General features: G+C 70.4%; 9 protein-coding genes. 3 read left to right on the top strand and 6 right to left on the bottom strand.

The window, feature by feature from the left end; translation table 11 throughout:
- Nucleotides 1-64: 64 nt before the first annotated feature.
- The gene (locus tag QE399_RS07665) at nt 65-3,634 is read right to left on the bottom strand and encodes an indolepyruvate ferredoxin oxidoreductase family protein (protein ID WP_309827702.1); all 3,570 of its coding nucleotides are present in this window, start codon (nt 3,632-3,634) and stop codon (nt 65-67) included.
- A 177-nt stretch (nt 3,635-3,811) separates the two neighbouring features.
- On the opposite strand from QE399_RS07665, the gene QE399_RS07660 reads away from it, so the two are divergent.
- Complete coding sequence (locus tag QE399_RS07660) at nt 3,812-4,294, top strand: Lrp/AsnC family transcriptional regulator (protein WP_309827700.1); 483 nt, start codon at nt 3,812-3,814, stop codon at nt 4,292-4,294.
- Between the two features lie 187 nt (nt 4,295-4,481).
- Nucleotides 4,482-6,269, top strand: a complete 1,788-nt coding sequence (locus tag QE399_RS07655) for an MFS transporter (protein ID WP_309827698.1) — start codon at nt 4,482-4,484, stop codon at nt 6,267-6,269.
- 370 nt (nt 6,270-6,639) lie between these two features.
- On the opposite strand, the gene mltA is transcribed toward QE399_RS07655, so the two are convergent.
- A complete protein-coding gene (mltA, locus tag QE399_RS07650; protein WP_309827697.1) occupies nt 6,640-7,878 on the bottom strand; it encodes a murein transglycosylase A in 1,239 nt (412 codons plus the stop codon).
- Nucleotides 7,879-8,195: 317 nt separating this feature from the next.
- Between mltA and QE399_RS07645 the strand changes: the two genes are divergently transcribed.
- Nucleotides 8,196-8,852, top strand: a complete 657-nt coding sequence (locus QE399_RS07645; protein ID WP_309827695.1) for a YiaD family glycine zipper/OmpA-like lipoprotein — start codon at nt 8,196-8,198, stop codon at nt 8,850-8,852.
- A 527-nt stretch (nt 8,853-9,379) separates the two neighbouring features.
- On the opposite strand, the gene QE399_RS07640 is transcribed toward QE399_RS07645, so the two are convergent.
- The 4 genes from QE399_RS07640 to QE399_RS07625 form a co-directional block, all read right to left on the bottom strand.
- Entirely contained in the window at nt 9,380-10,018 is a 639-nt protein-coding gene (locus QE399_RS07640) for a response regulator transcription factor (RefSeq protein ID WP_309827694.1), read from the bottom strand.
- 136 nt (nt 10,019-10,154) lie between these two features.
- Complete coding sequence (locus QE399_RS07635; RefSeq protein WP_309827692.1) at nt 10,155-12,248, bottom strand: two-component system sensor histidine kinase NtrB; 2,094 nt, start codon at nt 12,246-12,248, stop codon at nt 10,155-10,157.
- A 150-nt stretch (nt 12,249-12,398) separates the two neighbouring features.
- Nucleotides 12,399-13,214 carry a carbon-nitrogen hydrolase family protein gene (locus tag QE399_RS07630; RefSeq protein WP_309827689.1) on the bottom strand — a complete coding sequence of 272 codons (816 nt, stop codon included), beginning with the start codon at nt 13,212-13,214 and terminating at the stop codon, nt 12,399-12,401.
- Nucleotides 13,211-17,446: a YhdP family protein gene (locus QE399_RS07625; RefSeq protein WP_309831966.1), complete on the bottom strand. Its 4,236-nt coding sequence runs from the start codon at nt 17,444-17,446 to the stop codon at nt 13,211-13,213. The genes QE399_RS07630 and QE399_RS07625 overlap by 4 nt, the downstream gene beginning before the upstream one ends.
- Nucleotides 17,447-17,498: the final 52 nt, after the last annotated feature.

The raw sequence follows: 17,498 nt of genomic DNA, 5'->3' as shown, positions 1-17,498 counted from the left end.
GCAGCTATCAATATTGAAGCAGAAGCGGGGGCAGCCAGGGCAGGCTGCCACGCAGCGGCGGCGCTCAGGCCGTCTGGCGGATGGCCGGGGCGGGGCTGCGCCACTGGGCCATGAGCTGGTTCCACTGGGCACGGGCGGCCTTCAGGTGGCGCTCCTTCACGTGGCCGTAGCCCCGGATGCCTTCCGGAATGCGGGCGATGTCCACGGCCAGCGCCAGCTTCTCGGCCGTGAGACCGGCCAGCAGCTCGTCGATGCAGGCGCGGTACTCGCCGATCAGCGCACGCTCGGTGCGGCGCTCCTCGGTGCGGCCAAAGGGGTCGAGCGCGGTGCCGCGCAGGCCCTTCAGCTTAGCCAGCACGCCGAAGGCCTGGCGCATCCACGGGCCGTAGCGCTTCTTGACCAGCTCGCCCTTCTCGTTGGTCTTGGCGAAGGCGGGCGGGGCCAGGTGGTGCACCACGCGGTAGTCGCCTTCGAACATGCCGTCGATCCTGGCGGCGAAGGCGGCGTCCGTGTGCAGGCGCGCCACTTCGTACTCGTCCTTGTACGCCATCAGCTTGAACAGGTAGCGTGCGACGGCCTCGGTCAGCTTGGTGGTGGTGCCGACGGTGTTTTCGGCCGCCCGCACCTTGTCCACGAAGGCCTGGTACTCGCCCGCATAAGCGGCGTTCTGGTAAGCGGTGAGGAACTCCACGCGCTTGGCGACCATCTCGGCCAGCGCCGGCTTCTTGACGAACTGGATCACCTGAGCGGCCTGGAACAGCGCCTTCACGGCGGCCAGGTCGTGCGCGCAGCGGCGGCCCCATTCGAAGGCGGCCTTGTTGTTGTCGATCTGCACGCCATTGAGTTCCATGGCGCGCATCAGCGCGGCGTGGGACAGCGGCACGCGGCCCTGCTGCCAGGCGTAGCCCAGCATCAGCGGGTTGGTGTAGATGCTGTCGCCCAGCAGTTGCGTGGCGACCTCGCTGGCGTCGAAGGCGCCCACCAGCTCGCGGCCTACCGTGGCGCCGATGGCGGCGTCGCAGCCGTCGGCCGGGAACTGCCAGTTCGGGTTGTGCACGAAGGCCGCCGCCGGCGTGCCATGCGTGTTCAGCGCCACGTAGGTGCGGCCGGGCTGCATCACGGCCAGCGTGTACTTGTTGGCGGCCACGATGGGGTCGCAGCCGATGATGAGGTCGGCCTTGGCCGTGTCCACCTTGGTGGTGTAGATGGCCTCGGGGCGGTTGGCGATCTGGATGTGGCTCCAGGTGGCGCCGCCCTTCTGGGCCAGGCCGGCGGCGTCCTGCGTGATGACGCCCTTGCCTTCCAGATGTGCGGCCATGCCCAGCAGCGAACCGATGGTGATCACGCCCGTGCCGCCCACGCCGGCCACGACGATGCCCCAGGCCTGCTCGGCCACGGGCAGTGCGGGCTCCGGGATCGGCGGCAGCGACGACAGGTCGCCCTTCTTTTCCTTCTTGGGTTTCTTGAGCTTGCCGCCCTCGACGGTGACGAAGCTCGGGCAGAAGCCCTTCACGCAGGAATAGTCCTTGTTGCAGGTGCTCTGGTTGATGCGGCGCTTGCGGCCGAAGTCGGTCTCCACCGGCTCGACCGACAGGCAGTTGGACTGCACCGAGCAGTCGCCGCAGCCCTCGCACACCAGCTCGTTGATGACGACCGTCGTGTCGGGCGTGGCCAGCGTGCCGCGCTTGCGGCGGCGGCGCTTCTCGGTCGCGCAGGTCTGGTCGTAGATGATGGCCGTGCAGCCGGGGATTTCGCGCATTTCGCGCTGGATCCTGTCCAACTCGTCGCGGTGGTGCACCGTCACGCCGTCGGCCAGCGCCACGCCGTCGTATTTTTGCGGCTCGTCGGTCACGATGACCAGTTGGACCACGCCCTCGGCCTTGAGGCTGGCCATGATCTGCAGCACCGAATGGCCTTCGGGCCGCTCGCCCACCTGCTGGCCGCCGGTCATCGCCACGGCGTCGTTGTAGAGCACCTTGTAGGTGATGTTGGTGCCCGCCGCGATGCTCTGGCGGATCGCCAGCAGACCGCTGTGGAAGTAGGTGCCGTCGCCCAGGTTGGCGAACACATGGTTCTCGGTGGTGAACGGCGCCTGGCCCACCCAGGTGACGCCCTCGCCGCCCATCTGCGTGAAGGTGGACGTATTGCGGTCGGGCATCCAGTTGGCCATGTAGTGGCAGCCGATGCCGGCCACGGCACGCGAGCCTTCGGGCACGCGCGTGCTGGTGTTGTGCGGGCAGCCGCTGCAGAACCACGGGGCGCGTTCGCCCGTGTCCACCTTCAGTTCGGCCATGCCTTGCTCACGCGCATCGATCACGGCCAGGCGCGCGTCCATGCGGGCCACGATGTCGGCGGGCACGCCCAGCTTCTTCAGGCGCTTGGCGATGGCGCGGGCGATGATGGCGGGCGTCAGGTCGGCCTTGGGGCGCAGCAGCCAGTTCTGGCTGGGGTTGGGCATGCTCCATTCGCCGCCCGAGTTGTCGCCGGGCACCTCGTCGAACTTGCCCAGCACGTTGGGGCGCACGTCGGAGCGCCAGTTGTACAGCTCTTCCTTCAATTGGTATTCGATGACCTGGCGCTTTTCTTCGACCACCAGGATCTCCTGCAGCCCCTGGGCGAAGTCGCGCGTGATGGTCGCCTCCAGCGGCCACACCACGTTGACCTTGTGCAGGCGGATGCCGAGCTGGCGGCAGACCTCGTCCTCCAGCCCCAGATCGATCAGCGCCTGGCGCGTGTCGTTGAAGGCCTTGCCGCTCGCGATGATGCCGAAGCGGTCGTTCGGGCCCTGGATGACGTTGTAGTTGAGCTTGTTGGCGCGGATGTACGCGAGCGCGGCGTACCACTTGTAGTCCATCAGGCGCGCCTCCTGCTCCAGCGGCGCGTCGGGCCAGCGGATGTGCAGGCCGCCCGGCGGCATGGCGAAGTCTTCCGGCATGACGATGTTCACGCGGTCCGGGTCCACCGAGATGCTGCTGGACGATTCCACCACCTCCTGGATGGTTTTCATACCCGACCACACGCCCGAGAAGCGGCTCATGGCGAAGGCATGCAGCCCCATGTCCAGGATCTCCTGCACCGTGGACGGGAAGAATACCGGCAGGCCGCAGGCCTTGAAGATGTGGTCGCTCTGGTGCGGCGCGGTGCTGCTCTTGCTGATGTGGTCGTCGCCGGCGATGGCGATCACGCCGCCGTGCTGGGAGGTGCCCGCCATGTTGGCGTGCTTGAACACATCCGAGCAGCGGTCCACGCCCGGGCCCTTGCCGTACCAGATGCCGAAGACGCCGTCGAACTTCTTGGACTGCGGATACAGGTCGAGCTGCTGCGTGCCCCAGACGGCCGTGGCGCCCAGTTCCTCGTTCACGCCGGGCTGGAAGACGATGTGGTTGGCCGCCAGGTGCTTCTTGGCCGCCCACAGCGCCTGGTCGTAGCCGCCCAGCGGCGAGCCCCGGTAGCCGCTGATGAAGCCGGCCGTGTTCAGCCCGGCGATGGCATCGCGCTGGCGCTGCAGCATGGGCAGGCGCACCAGGGCCTGCACGCCGCTCATGAAGGCCCGCCCCCCGGGGAGCGAGTATTTGTCGTCCAGGGTGACGGTTTCTAGCGCGCGGCGGATGTGCTCAGGCAGCGGGGCGTTCATCGTTGTCTCTCCATCGTCGTGAGGGGGCCGCGGCCTCGTGGGCGCGGTGGGGCGGCTCGCCCGGTGGGGCGGATGCCTTTTCAGGCCAGTGTAGGGACGACGGGCGGATATGTCCTTTCTCATTCATGCCGTGTTTACCCTCATTCCAGAAAGATCCTTTCTTGAAACAATCCAAAAATGGATACCTTGGACAAATACGACCTCGCCATCCTGGGCGAGCTGCAGGCCGACGCCCGGCTGACCAATGCCGAACTCGCCCAGCGCGTGGGCCTGTCGGCCGCGCCCTGCTGGCGCCGGGTGCGGGCGCTGGAGCAGGCCGGCTTCATCAAGGGCTACCGCGCCGAGATCGACCGGCACAAGATCGGGCTGGGCGTGCTGGCCTTCGTGCGGCTGGATGCCGACCGCAGCACGGGCGGGCTGACGCGCGAGATGGAGGCCGCCATCGCCCAGATCCCCGAGGTGGTGGCCTGCCACTACATCAGCGGCACCGGCACCTTCGAGCTGCAGGTGGTGGCGCGGGACCTGGACAGCTTCTCGCACTTCGCGCGCAACGTGCTGCTGAATCTGCCCAACGTGAAGGACATGCACACCAGCTTCTCGCTGGGCGAGGTCAAGGCCGGCGGCGCGCTGCCGCTGGCGCACCTGGAACGGGGCCGTTAGCGGCCGGGCGGCACGGCGGCGGGTCCCGTGCCGAATAACTCCTGATTTGATAGCTGCTTGCGCTTGGCAGATAAGCGCTGCAGGCCATTTTGGCTTGAAGCCTGCGGCGGGCATTCCCGAGCCGCCGTATCGGACGAACGCCGCGTGCAGGGCGTGACTGCGCAGTCTCCAGCAGAATCGACCGCACATGCCACCCCAGCCGCCCCACGACAGTCCCCTGCCCGCCTCGCCTCCCGCCGACAGCCCACCCGCGTTCTCCGCCGGTGCCCTGCCGCGCCCGCCCAACCCCGTGGCCGAACCCGGCGCCGCTCAGCCGGCTGCCCCGTCGGCGTCAGCGTCGGCCGTGGCCGATGCCGCAGAAGCCCTGGCCGCTGCCGAACTGGAACGCAGCGCCGCCCAGCGCGCCTCGCTGTCCCCCTTCGCGCCGCTGTCGGTCCCCGTGTTCCGCATGCTGTGGCTGACCTGGCTGGCGGCCAACACCTGCATGTGGATGAACGACGTGGCGGCCGCGTGGCTGATGACCACGCTCACCGACTCGCCGGTGCTGGTGGCGCTGGTGCAGACGGCGTCCACCCTGCCCGTGTTCCTGCTCGGCCTGCCCAGCGGCGCGCTGGCCGACATCCTGGACCGGCGGCGCTACTTCATCGCCACGCAGTTCTGGGTGGCGGCCGTGGCGCTGGTGCTGTGCCTGGCCATCCTGGCCGGCGGCATGACGGCGCAGCTGCTGTTGCTGCTGACGTTCGCCAACGGCGTGGGCCTGGCCATGCGCTGGCCGGTGTTCGCGGCCATCGTGCCCGAGCTGGTGAGCCGCCAGCAGCTGCCGTCGGCGCTGGCGCTCAACGGCGTGGCCATGAACGCGTCGCGCATCATCGGCCCGCTGCTGGCCGGCGCCATCATCGCCAGCGTGGGCAGCGCCTGGGTGTTCGTGCTCAACGCCGTGCTGTCGGTCATCGCCGGCTTCACCATCATGCGCTGGAAGCGCACGCATGTGCCCAACCCGCTGGGGCGCGAGCGCCTGTCCAGCGCCATGCGCGTGGGTGTGCAGTTCGTGCGCGAATCGCCCCGCATGCGCGCGGTGCTGTGGCGCATCACCGTCTTCTTCCTGCACGCCACGGCGCTGCTGGCCCTGCTGCCGCTGGTGGCGCGCGACCTGGACGGCGGCGGCGCCGGCACGTTCACGCTGCTGCTGGCCTCCATGGGCGCCGGCGCCATCGTGGCTGCGCTGTTCCTGCCGCGCCTGCGCCAGGCCATGGCGCGCGACGTGCTGGTGCGGCGCGGCGCCCTGCTGCAGGCGGCGGCCACGGCCATCGTCGCCATCGCGCCGAACGTGTATGTCGCCGTGCCGGCCATGGTGGTGGGCGGTGCGGCGTGGATCACCACGGCCAACTCGCTCACCGTGTCGGCCCAGCTGGCGCTGCCCAACTGGGTGCGCGCGCGCGGCATGTCGATCTACCAGATGGCCATCATGGGCGCCACAGCAGCCGGCGCGGCGCTGTGGGGCCAGGTGGCATCGATGACCAGCGTGCACATGAGCCTGGCGCTGGCTTCGCTCACCGGCGTGGCGGCGATGGCGCTGGTGCAGCGCCTGGTGGCCGACCGCAGCGTGGAAGAGGACCTGAGCCCCTCCACGGCGTTCAAGACCCCGCAGGCGCCCACCACGCCCCAGGCCGGGCTGCGCCTGGTGACGTCCATCGAGTTCTTCATCGACCCGGCGCGGGCGGCCGAATTCCGCACCGTCATGCAGGAAAGCCGCCGCGCCCGCCTGCGCCAGGGTGCCCTCAGCTGGGAGCTGCAGCACGACATCGTCGACCCGCGCCGCTACGTGGAGCGCGTGGTGGACGAATCGTGGACCGAACACCTGCGCCGCTTCGACCGCGTGACCGCCTCCGACGTCGCCATGCGCGACCGCAAGTTCGCCTTCCACACGGGCGACAGCCCGCCCGTGGTGTCGCGCTATGTGGTGGAGGGGGAGTGAGCGCCTGGCGCGACACGCCTGAATTGATAGCTGCCTGCGCTTGACGGATAGGCGCAGACGGCACATGGAGCACGAAGAAACCCGGCCCGTTGGGGTGGCGTGGCAAACACCACAGTTTCACCCTGCGCCCCGAAGAAGCTACTAAATCAGTAGCTGCATGCGCTTACAGGCATTGGGCTAGAGGCCTTTTTATCCTAAACCCACCGCTCCGTTGCCCACCGCCAGCGCCGCGCGCGCCCTTAGGCGCCAAAGGCCGCGGAGCAGGCCAAGCCAGCAGACGCCGTGGAACGGGCTTGGCCCGGCCACTGGCGTCGTCCCCCTTCCCGCATCGCACAGCGATGCGAGAGAAGGGGGAAGGCGCGCCAGCGCCTCAGGGGGTTGACCCCTGCCTCGGCCAGAACGCCCACAGCCGCAGGTTCTGCTTGAGCCGGCCCGCGATGTCGCCCGCCTCCGTGCCCCAGCCCGTGAAGTAGTCGGCCCGCACGGCGCCCAGAATGGCGCTGCCCGTGTCCTGCGCCATCACCAGCCGCGCCAGCTGCACCGTGGGGCCGCTGGAGGCCATCCACACCGGCGTGCCGTACGGAATGCTCAGGCGGTCCACGGCGATGGAGCGGCCCGGCGTGAGCGCCACGCCCTGGGCGCCCTTGGGGCCGAAGCCGGCGTCCATGGCGTCCAGCGGCTCCTCGCGGAAGAAGACGTAGCGCGGGTTGGCCCACAGCATCTCGTTCACGCGCTGGGGGTTCTGCAGCGTCCATTCGCGGATGCCCGGCCAGGTGGCGTCGCGCACCAGGCCGCGGTCGAGCAGCCAGCGGCCCACGCTCTGGTACGGCTGTTCGTTGGTGCCGGCGAAGGCCACGCGCACCAGCCGCACGCTGCCGTCAGGCTCCTGCAGGCGCAGGCGGCCGGAGCCCTGGATGTGCAGCACCATGGCCTCGATGGGATCGCGCACCCAGGCGATCACGCGCCCGGCCAGCTGGGCCTGCGCCTCAGGCAGGGTGTCGATCTGCTGGCGCGTGTACCAGGGCTTGCGGCTGCCCAGGCCCACGGGCGGGCGGTAGATCGGCACCGTGAACCCGTTGCCGGGCTGGCGGGCGGCGTCCAGATAGGGTTCGTAATAGCCGGTGAGCAGCCCCTCGGGATTGCCGTCATGGGCCTCCACGCGGTAGGGCTGCAGGCGCTGCATCATCCAGGCACGCTGCTCCTCGGGGCTGGCAATGCTCAGGCGGCGCACATCGCCGCACAGGCCGGCGAACGACGGGCCCGGGCGCTCGCAGCTCTTGACCCAGGCATTCCAGGCTTCGTGCAGCGCATCGGTGGTGAAGCCGGGCAGTTCCTCCCAGGCCACGGGCACCCAGCGGCTCTTGGACTGCGTCAGGGTGCCCGGTACGGGACCGACCGGGCCAGGCGGCAGTGCCCCCGGCGAGGAGGGCAGCGGAGCGGGCAAGGAAGAAGAAGAAGGCGGAGCGGAGGGCCGGGTGGAGCACGCAGCCAGCGTTCCTACAATCAGCGCCATCACGACAAGGCGCAGGAGACGGGATTTCATGGGTCTGATTTTGCTTGAAGCACTGCTCGCTCTGGTGGTCCTGGTGGCGATTGTCTGGTGGACCATGTTCTCCGGCCGCCGGCGCGGCGAACTGATCCCGCCGCCAGACGCCCCACACCCCGCCGCGCCAGATACCCCAGACGTCCCAGCCGCACCGCCAGCGGCAGACCCTGCGGCGTCCCATGGCGCTGCGGCATCGCCGCCGCCGGGGCCGCCCCCACGAACCTGAGGCCCCTGATGATCCAGGGCGCATTCCAGCCCTGGAAGGACGGCGCCAAGCGCCCCGGTCCTACAGACCTGCGCGGGCCCCTGCAGCTACCTTCGTCGGACGCCCGTGCAGCGGGCGAGAACAACGAACAACGTATTCCTTCAAGGAGCCTGCCATGTCCACCAAGCGTCACCACATCCTCATCGCCGCCACCGCCGCAGCCCTGCTGGCCACCGGCTGCGCCAACATGAACGACACCCAGCGCCGCACCGCCATCGGCGCAGGCGCGGGTGCGGCCGGCGGCGCCGTGCTCGGCGCGGTCGCCGGCGGCAATGCCGGCACGGGCGCGCTGATCGGCGCCGGCGTGGGCGCCCTGGGCACCTACATCTGGTCGCAGAACCTGGAGCGCCAGAAGCAGGAAATGCAGCAGGTCACGCGCGGCACCGGCGTGGTCGTGACGCAGACGCCCGACAACCAGCTCAAGCTGGACATTCCCAGCGACATCTCGTTCGCCACCAACCGTTCGGACATTCAGGGCAACTTCGCGCCCGTGCTGGACCGCTTCGCCGAAGGCCTGCGCAACAACCCCAACGCCGAGGTGCGCATCGTCGGCCACACCGACTCCACCGGCAGCGATGCCATCAACAACCCACTGTCGCTGGACCGCGCCACCAGCACCCGCAACTACCTGACGGCCCGTGGCGTCAACGGTGCCCGCATCCAGGTGGAAGGCCGCGGCGCCCGCGAGCCCATCGCCACCAACGACACCGGCGACGGCCGCGCACGCAACCGCCGCGTGGAAATCTTCGTGGGCGAACGCGCACGCGGCTGAGTTCCGGCCCACGTGAGGGCCTTCAGTACCAAGGCAGGCCTGGGCCTGCCTTTTGTTTTGGAGGGCTCTGGATGAGAGACGCCACGCGCTGACCCCGCCTGGGCGGCGGGGATGGGAAGCGATTTCGCCGCATGTGCCCGTGGCCGCAACCGATACGGGCAAGGCCAGGCCCAGTGGCAGCAAGCCGAAGGCGGCCCCGCAGCGAGGGCTGCCGGCTCTGGCGGCTGGATGGAGCCGCTCAGCGCCTCAGGGAATTGCTAAGAGCCTGTTTACGATCTCACAGGGGATCGCGTTGGAGCGCAATCGGGATGAGTGGATGCTTCGGGTGCGCCGCATGGGCTCGTGCCCATGCAAGCAACCGGGGCGTCCAATCGCCCGATTTCGCTCCAACCCGAAGGGCAGCGGCGTGGGCGGGCGGACTGCGGCGTTGCGGCGCTGGTGGATAGCCAGGCTATCCACGGCGCACCGCGCCTTGCATCCATCCCGTCTACACCGCTGCGCGACCCATGGGAGATCGTAAACAGGCTCTAAAGGCTGCGCAGCAGGTTGGCCAGTTCGACGGCGGACTTCACCTGCATCTTGTCGAACACGCGCGAGCGGTGCACCTCCACCGTGCGCACGCTGATGTCCAGCTGGTCGGCGATGAGCTTGTTGGGCAGGCCCTCCACCACCAGGCGCATCACGTCGCGCTCACGGTCAGTCAGGTCGGCCAGGCGGTCCTGCAGCTCATGCTGTGCGCGCCGCTCTTCCATGTGCGCGGCGGACAGCGCCAGCGCCCCCTGGATGCGGTCCACCAGCAGGTTGTCGGAAAAAGGCTTCTCGCAGAAGTCGAAGGCACCCCGCTTGACCGTGGCCACGGCCGTGGGCACGTCGGCATGCCCGGTGAGGAAGATCACGGGCATGGCGGCGATGTCGCCCCGCTCCACCAGCTTGTCGAACAGGGCCAGCCCGCTCATGCCGGTCATGCGCACATCCAGCAACAGGCAACAGGGCTGGCGCTGCCGCCCGCCGTGGGCGGCGCGCTCGGCCAGCATGGCCTCGAAGGCCTCGGCACTGTCAAACGATTCGCTGGGCAGACGGCGCGAGCGCAACAGCCAGGCCAGGGCCTCGCGCACGCCGGCGTCGTCGTCGACGATGTAGACGGTGGCGTTAGAGACGGGCTCCATCAGCCGGCCACCCGGAGGGACGCCACCCGGCCCGGGCGGTGCAAAGGGACGGCGCCGCGGCCGGCGCCTGGGATCTGGGATTTCATGCGATGCATTGTCGGGGAAGGCCCCGCCATCGGGGCCGAGGCCTGCGGCGTCAGGCCTCGGGCGCGGCGGGCAGGGTGAAAGTGAATACCGTACCACGCGGTTCGCGCGCGGCATGGCCGAGAAAGCCTCCGTGCTGCTCGACCACCGTGCGGCACAGCGACAGGCCCAGGCCCATGCCCTCGCTGCGCGTGGTGAAGAAAGGCGTGAACAGGCGCTCGCCCACCTCCCTGGGGATGCCCACGCCGATGTCGCCCACCGAGAACTCCAGCCAGGTCTGGCTGGCATTCGACGCGGCGCGGCGCACCCGCAGGTCGAGCACGCGCGGGTGGATCTGCGGGTCGTCCATGGCCTGCATGGCGTTGCGCGCCAGGTTGAGCAGCACCTGCTCGACCATGGTGCGGTCGCACAGCACCGGCGGCAGGCCGGGCTCGATGTCGATGTGCACGCGCACCGCCAGCTTGCGGGCCTGCAGCCGGATGATGGGCATCACCGCATCGAAGAGGTCGCGCGCCGGGACGGTCTCGCGTGACTGGTCGCGCCGGCGCACGAAGTCGTGCACGCTCTTGATGACCCGCCCGGCGCGCTCGGCCTGCTGGGCGATGCGCTGCATGGCCGTGTGCACATCCTTGAGCGCGTCGGGCTCGGGCGGCTGGTCGGGCGCGCCATCCGGCGCCGCCAGCAGGTTGAGCGATCCGTTGGCATAGCTGGAGATGGCGGCCAGCGGCTGGTTCAGCTCGTGGCTCAGCAGCGAAGCCATCTCGCCCACCGTGGCCAGCCGCGCCGTGGCCTGCAGGCGCTCCTGGGAGGTGCGCGACAGCTCCTCGATGCGGCGCTGGTCACTCACGTCGAGGAAGGAGCTCATCCACCCGGTGTGCAGCCCCTGCGCGTTGATCAGCGGCGCCTCGTAGATCATCACGGGAAAGCGCGTGCCATCGCGCCGCATGAAGGTCGACTCGTAGCCTTCGCGTGGCGGAATCTGCTGGCCCGACAGGCGGATCACCTGGCGTTCGCTGTACTCCTGCGCGAACTCCGGCGGCCAATAAGGCAGCGGTACCGACAGCCCCACCAGCTCCTGCGCCGTGAAGCCCACCATCTCGCAGAAGGCCGGGTTGACGTAGGTGATGCGGCCCTGCAGGTCGCGGGCGCGCAGGCCGGTGACCAGCGAGTCTTCCATGGCCTTGCGGAAGGCCAGCGCATCGGCCAGGTCGCGCTCGGCGCGCAGGCGGCGGCGGTTGTCGCGCACCAGCACGACGAGCACTGTCACCAGCGCGATCGACATGGCGGTGACCAGCGCCGTGAGCACGTTGGGGAACACGCTGGGCGCGCTGTGCCAGCTGTCCATGCGCAGCACGAGCGTCGCCCCCGGCAGGTCGAACAGCTGCTGCGCGGTGAACATGCGCGAACCGCGCCGCATGGCCCCGACCATGGCCAGGCGGGTGCCGTCGGCCTCGGTGAAGGACACCTCCTGCCCGCGCTGCAGATTGGGTGCCACCAGGTCTACCAGCACGTTCTGCAGCGCGTACGTCGCCACCAGGAAGCCCGTGAAGCGGCCGCCGTCGATGAGGGGCACGCACAGCTCCATCATCTCGGAGCCCATGCCGTCGCGCTGCGGCTGGAAATAGCTGCTGGAGTACGACGGCCCGCCGATGCGCCGCGCATTGCTGCAGGCCATGGCGATGTCGGAGTGCGTGGTGCCACGGGCCTCGGCGTCCCACTGCATGGGGCGGTAAGGCGTCTCGGCATGGGCGTGCAGGCGCAGCTGGCTGTCGCGCCACTCCACGCGCACCAGCTCGCGGCGCGCGCTCAGCAGGTCGGTGGCGCGGCTCTCCCACGAGGCGAGGTCGGGCCCGTTGGCCTGCAGCGCCTGCAGGCTCTGCAGGTTGTGCGAGAAGGCCATGCGGATGTCGGCCACCGCATCGGCCGTATCGCGCTCCAGCTTGCTCTGCACCTGGCTGGCCTCATAGCGTCCCGCCAGCCAGACCAGCGTGATCAGCATGCTGACGACCAGCGCCACCAGCAGCGTCCACAGCGACCAGCGGCGCCAGGCCGTGTGCCAGCGGCGCCAGGGCAGGGGCGCGTCCACACCGAGCCCGGCGCCCACGGTGGCGTCCGGCGCAGGATCGGGCACGGCGGCGCTGCTCATGCGGAGCCTCCCGGGCGTTGCGCAGACCGCAGCGGGTGCGGGCCCGTCGCAAGAAAGCCGCCAAAGCGGCCGATGAAGGATGTCATGTCGGTGGTGGGGCGTCGCGCACCTGCGCGGCGCCAGGGCCTGGATTCTGCGGCGCGGGCGGAATTACAGCACGCAGTGGTCGAGCGCCGGCAGCTGCGTGCGCACCTGCCGGAGAAAGGCCGGGTCGAGCGAACCCAGCACCACGCCCGCCCCTTCCGGCCGCTGGGCCTGCACGCTGCCCCACGGATCCACCAGCATGCTGTGGCCCCAGGTGCGGCGGCCGTTCTCGTGCGTGCCGCCCTGGGCGGGCGCCAGCACATAGGCGAGGTTCTCCACCGCGCGGGCGCGCAGCAGCACCTCCCAGTGGGCCCGGCCGGTGGTATGGGTGAAGGCGCTGGGGACCAGCAGCAGGTCCACGCCGGCCTTCGCATGCTGGCGGTACAGCTCGGGAAACCGCAGGTCGTAGCAGACCGACAGCCCCACGCGCCAGGCGGTGCCGTCGCGCGCGGTCAGGGTGAAGCGCGCCGGTGCGTGGCCCGCGCGGATGACGGCCGCCTCGTCGAAACGCTCGGCGCCGTTCTCGAAGCGGAACAGGTGGATCTTGTCGTAGCGCGCCACGCAGGCGCCGGTGGGGTCGAAGGCCAGCGTGGTGTTGAAGACCTGGGTGTCGCTGTCGCAGGCCAGCGGCAGCGTGCCGCCGACGACCCACAGGCCGAACTCGCGTGCGGCATCGGCCAGGAAGCGCTGGATGGGGCCCTCGCCCTGGGTCTCGCGCAGCGCGATCTTGTCCGTATCGCGCGCACCCATGAAGCAGAAGTACTCGGGCAGCACGGCCAGTTCGGCGCCCTGCGCCGCGGCCTCGGCCAGCAGCGTGCGGGCCTGGGCGAGGTTGGCGTCGAGCGAGGCGCCCGACACCATCTGCAAGGCAGCGACTTTCATGAGGCTTCTCCGGAAGAGGGATTCGTCGAAGAGGCATCGGGCGCAGCGCCGCCGGTGCCCGGTGCAGGCTTGCGGCGCGCCACGCGCTCGATGCGCGGGTCGGCCCAGGTGCCGTCGATGCGGAACTCCTGCGTGGCCGCCTGTACCAGGGGCCCGCGCAGGAACACCTGGGCCAGGAAGCTGCCCAGCCCGACGACGGGGTTGATCGCCGTGGCCACCAGGGACGCGGTCATGGCGTTGATCTCGGGCACCACCACCACGTGCAGGTTCTGCGTCTCGCGGTCAATGTCGGCGCTGCCTTCCATGAGCACGGCCGCGTTCACGCCCTTCATCTGCAGGTTGTTGGTGGTGGCCACGCCCTGCTCCACGCGCACGTCTCCGCGCACGAAGTCGAAGGCGAAGCCCTCGCTGAACACATCGCGGAAGTCCAGCGTCAGGCGGCGCGGCAGCGACTGCAAACTCAGCACGCTGAGCAGCTTGGCCAGGCCCGGATCGGCCTTGAGGAACTGGCCGGACTCCACGTTCACGTTCATCTGCCCGGTCATGGAACGGTAGTCGGGGCTGATGGGCGCGCCCATCCAGGCGATCTGCCCTTCCATGCGGCCCTTGCCACGCCGCACCACGCCGTCCATGCCGAAGCGCGACAGCAGGTCACCCGAATCGCGGATGTCCAGACGGAAGTCCATGACGGTGCGGCGCTGCGCGCCCTCGCCGCTGGTGCCCGGCACCAGGCCCCAGCGCCCGCTGGAGGTGAGGGTCGCCTCGGGCGCGATGAGGTTGAACCTGCCCAGACGCCATTCGCGCTGACCCCCGCCGACGGCGCGGTTCTGTGCCTCGATCTCGATGCGGCCCAGACGGCGCCCGCGCAGTTCGAAGTCCTGCACCACGATATCCAGCGAAGGCAGCGTGCTGGCGGGTTTCTCGTCCAGCAGCGAGTCGACCTGCGTGGCCGCAGCCTGCGGGATGGCCAGCCGCGCCAGGCGCGCGAAGAATTGCGGCGGGGCGCCGTCCGCCGCTGCGGCCGCGCCCTGCCGGTACTCGACATAGCCGCTCAGCTCGGTGGCATCGAGGTTGGCGCGCCAGGTGCTGCCTTCGCGCGAGCCGCCCACCACCACGTTGTGCAGCGTGCGGCCCTGCATGGTGAAGCTGCGCGCACGCAGCGCGATCTGGGAAGGAAGGTATTCCTGCGCCGCGGCGGCTCCGTTGGCCTCTGCTTTGGCCGACACGCTGGCCTCGCCGCCGGCAGCCGCTGCCGCCTCCGATGCAGGGGGCGCCGCGGCCGTGGAGGCCGTCGTGGCGGCCAAGGTGTCGGGCACCTGCAGAGCCGCCTCCCAGACCTGCACGTCCACCTCCGGCAACTGCACGTTGGCGGCCACGCCGCTGGCGGGCAGCGGGGCCGACTCGCCGGGCGCCAGTCCCAGGGCGATGGCCCCGCGCAGGACGCGCGGCTGGGCACCACCGAGCTCGCGCACGTAGGTGACCGAGCCGATGCCGTCCACGTCCAGCACCATCTGGTCGCGCAGCGGCGGCGGGGCCGCGCCGGGGGCGGCCGCTGCCAGCGACTCCCGCGTGAGCTGTGTCTCGAAGCGTACGGGCAGGCTGGCATCGGCCGGCTTGCCCAGCGGCGCGGGCAGCGCCAGCGCCATGCCCTGCAGGTTGGTGGTGACCAAGACCTCGGGCACGCCGCGGCGGATACCCAGGGTGAGCGCATACGGCGCGCTGCCCGTGGCCTTCTGCGCCAGGCGCGACAGCATCGTGATCTCGCTGGCCTGGCGAAGACCCTCCGCCGTGGCCACCCCCTGGGCGCGCACCTGCACGGCCGACTCGGCGGCACTCCCGGCCCCATTGCCCGCGCCGGCGGGCGTGGCGGCACCCTTCATGCCGCCCTGGACGCGCACGTCGCCGCCCAGCGCCCGCCCCTGGATGCCGGCGAGCGTGAATCCGCTTTCTGTGAACTGCACCGCCCCGCGGGCCCGGGAGATGGTCGGCGCATCCGGGACGATACGGACATCATTGCCGGCCAGGGTCACCGTGCCCTGCACCTTGGACTGGTCGATATGGCTGATGGGCAGGCTCAGGTTCAGGCTCAGCTGGCCCGGGCCCGTGGCGCTGGCCTGGTCCAGCGCGCCGCTGAGCAACTGCCCGATGTGCGTGCTGCCCACCAGCGCCAGCATGTCACCCAGCGGTGCGCGCACGTCCGCAGCCACGCCCACCACGGTATGCGCCAGATCGGGAATGCGGGCATTCACCTTCTGCACACGCACCGGGGCCGCGCCGGCGAAGCTCCCGGTGGCGTCCTTGACCGCCATGGAGGAGCGGTCGAACACCAGCTCGCCCTGCAGGTCGGTGAGGGCCGGCCAGGGCCGCTCGCCCGCCTTCTGCAGGGCGGGCGGCACATAGGCATAGGTGACGCCCTTGACCTTGGCCGCGATGTGGAAATCGCCCTGCGACGGCCGGTTGAACGGCAGGTCGTGCAGGTCGCCCTTGACGCGGAACTGCGCCTGGCTCACCGTGCCGGCCGTGACGGCGTCGCGCACGTAGTGCCGCGTATCCGGCGGAATCGCCAGCGGCAGGTAGCGGTGCACCCGTGTGCCGTCCGCGCGCTCCAGCGAGCCCGACAGGTCGAGCACGCCGGGAAAGCGCGACCGGCCCGGCGAGCGGGCGGGATCGGCCGTGTGCCACGACAGGCGCGCCTCGCCCTGCGCATCGGCATTGGCAAAACGCAGGTCGGTGGCCTGCACGGCCAGCTGGTCGCCCTCGATCTGCCAGCGCACGGTGCCGTCCAGCCGGTCCACCGGCACCAGGGCTTCCTCGAACACCTGCGGCAGCAGCAGCGCGCCGTCGGCCATCGCCAGCGTGGCCTTGCCACCGGTCTGCGTCAGGTCGAACTGCACATTGGCCCCGCTCAGGCCCGCCACACGGGGAGCCTTCGCCACGGGCGTCTGCGCCGCCAGCGCCAGGCCGGAGACGGCACCGCGCACCTGGTACTGCTGCGGCGCGGACAGCGGGCCGCGCCAGGTCGCCTGCACTTCGTCCACCAGGCCCGCCGGCGCATACGTGTCCAACGCGCCGTGCACCGCCTCGCCCATCGGCAGCCGGCTGGCGATCAGGGCCAGTGCCGCCAGGTCCAGCCGGTCGGCCCGCAGTTCACCCTGCTCCTGGCCGGGGCGGTCGCGGCCGGTGTGGCGCACCATGAGGTTGCCGCCGGGCCAGCGCATGCCGTCGGCCGTCAGGAACTGCAGGCCCCGCGTGGAAAACTCGAACCCATCCGGAAAGCGCTGCCCGCCCAGCCGCCCGGCCACCGACTGCAGCGCCAGCGGCTGCAACTGCTCGCCCAGCGTGGCCTGCACGCCGGCCAGGGCCACATCCGCCGTGCCGCCGACGACCTCGCCGCGCTGCACGTCCGCCCAGGCCCGCACGGCGCCGTGGCCGCCGGCCACCCGGGCGCCCACATCGGCATGCTGGTTCAGGCGCGAGACGTCCACCCGCTTGAAGTCGGCGTACAGCTGACCGTTCCAGCGCTGCCAGGCGCCGCCATGGGTGGTCAGCAGCGGCTGGCGGAACTGGCCGGTGACGGTGAAGCGGTCACCCCATTCGGCCGGCGGCGTGGCATCCAGGCGCAGACCATGCCGCCAGCCGCGGTTGCGCAGCACCAGATCCACCTCGCTCAGCGCCAGGGGCGGCGCGCCGCGCAGCTCGTCCGTCCAGCGCAGCGTGCCGCCGCGGATGGCGACCTCGGCCTGGGAGAACAGCCAGTCGGCCGCGGCGCTGCTGTCGCCCGGCTCGCCGCTCTCGCGGAACGCCAGCCCGGCCACGAAGATGCGCCCGTCGCGCTCGCGCCGCACGTCCAGCTCAGGCCCTTCTATATAGAGCTGCTCGAATCCGAGCTTGAGCAGGGAGCGGGGCGAGACGGCCACCACCACCCGCGGCAGGCGCAGGGCCTCGCGGCCCTGGGCGTCCAGCAGGGCCACGTTGCCCAGCTCGACCGAGGGGATCAGGCCCTCGGAACGTGCGCCGATGGCGCCGATGCGAACGGGTACCCCCAGGGCGCGCCCGGCTTGCGCCTCCAGCTGCGGACGGAAATCGCCGATACGCGGCACAATCCAGCCATGAAGCACCCCCCAGGCGGCTGCCAGCAACAGCCAGAAGGCCAACAGCAGCCCCAGCGACCACCGCGCAAACCCCGCCATGAATCGCAGCAGGCGTGTGGGGTGGGAAGGCGTTTCGGTCATTGGCATGCTTGATGTGTGGCAGGAATTATGACCCGCACCCCTCCCCCGGGTT

Origin of the sequence: Paracidovorax wautersii, assembly GCF_031453675.1 — a bacterium.
Lineage (GTDB): Bacteria > Pseudomonadota > Gammaproteobacteria > Burkholderiales > Burkholderiaceae_C > Paracidovorax.
The sequence above is the reverse complement of the archived record's forward strand: the minus strand, read 5'-3'. Positions and strand labels throughout refer to the sequence as shown.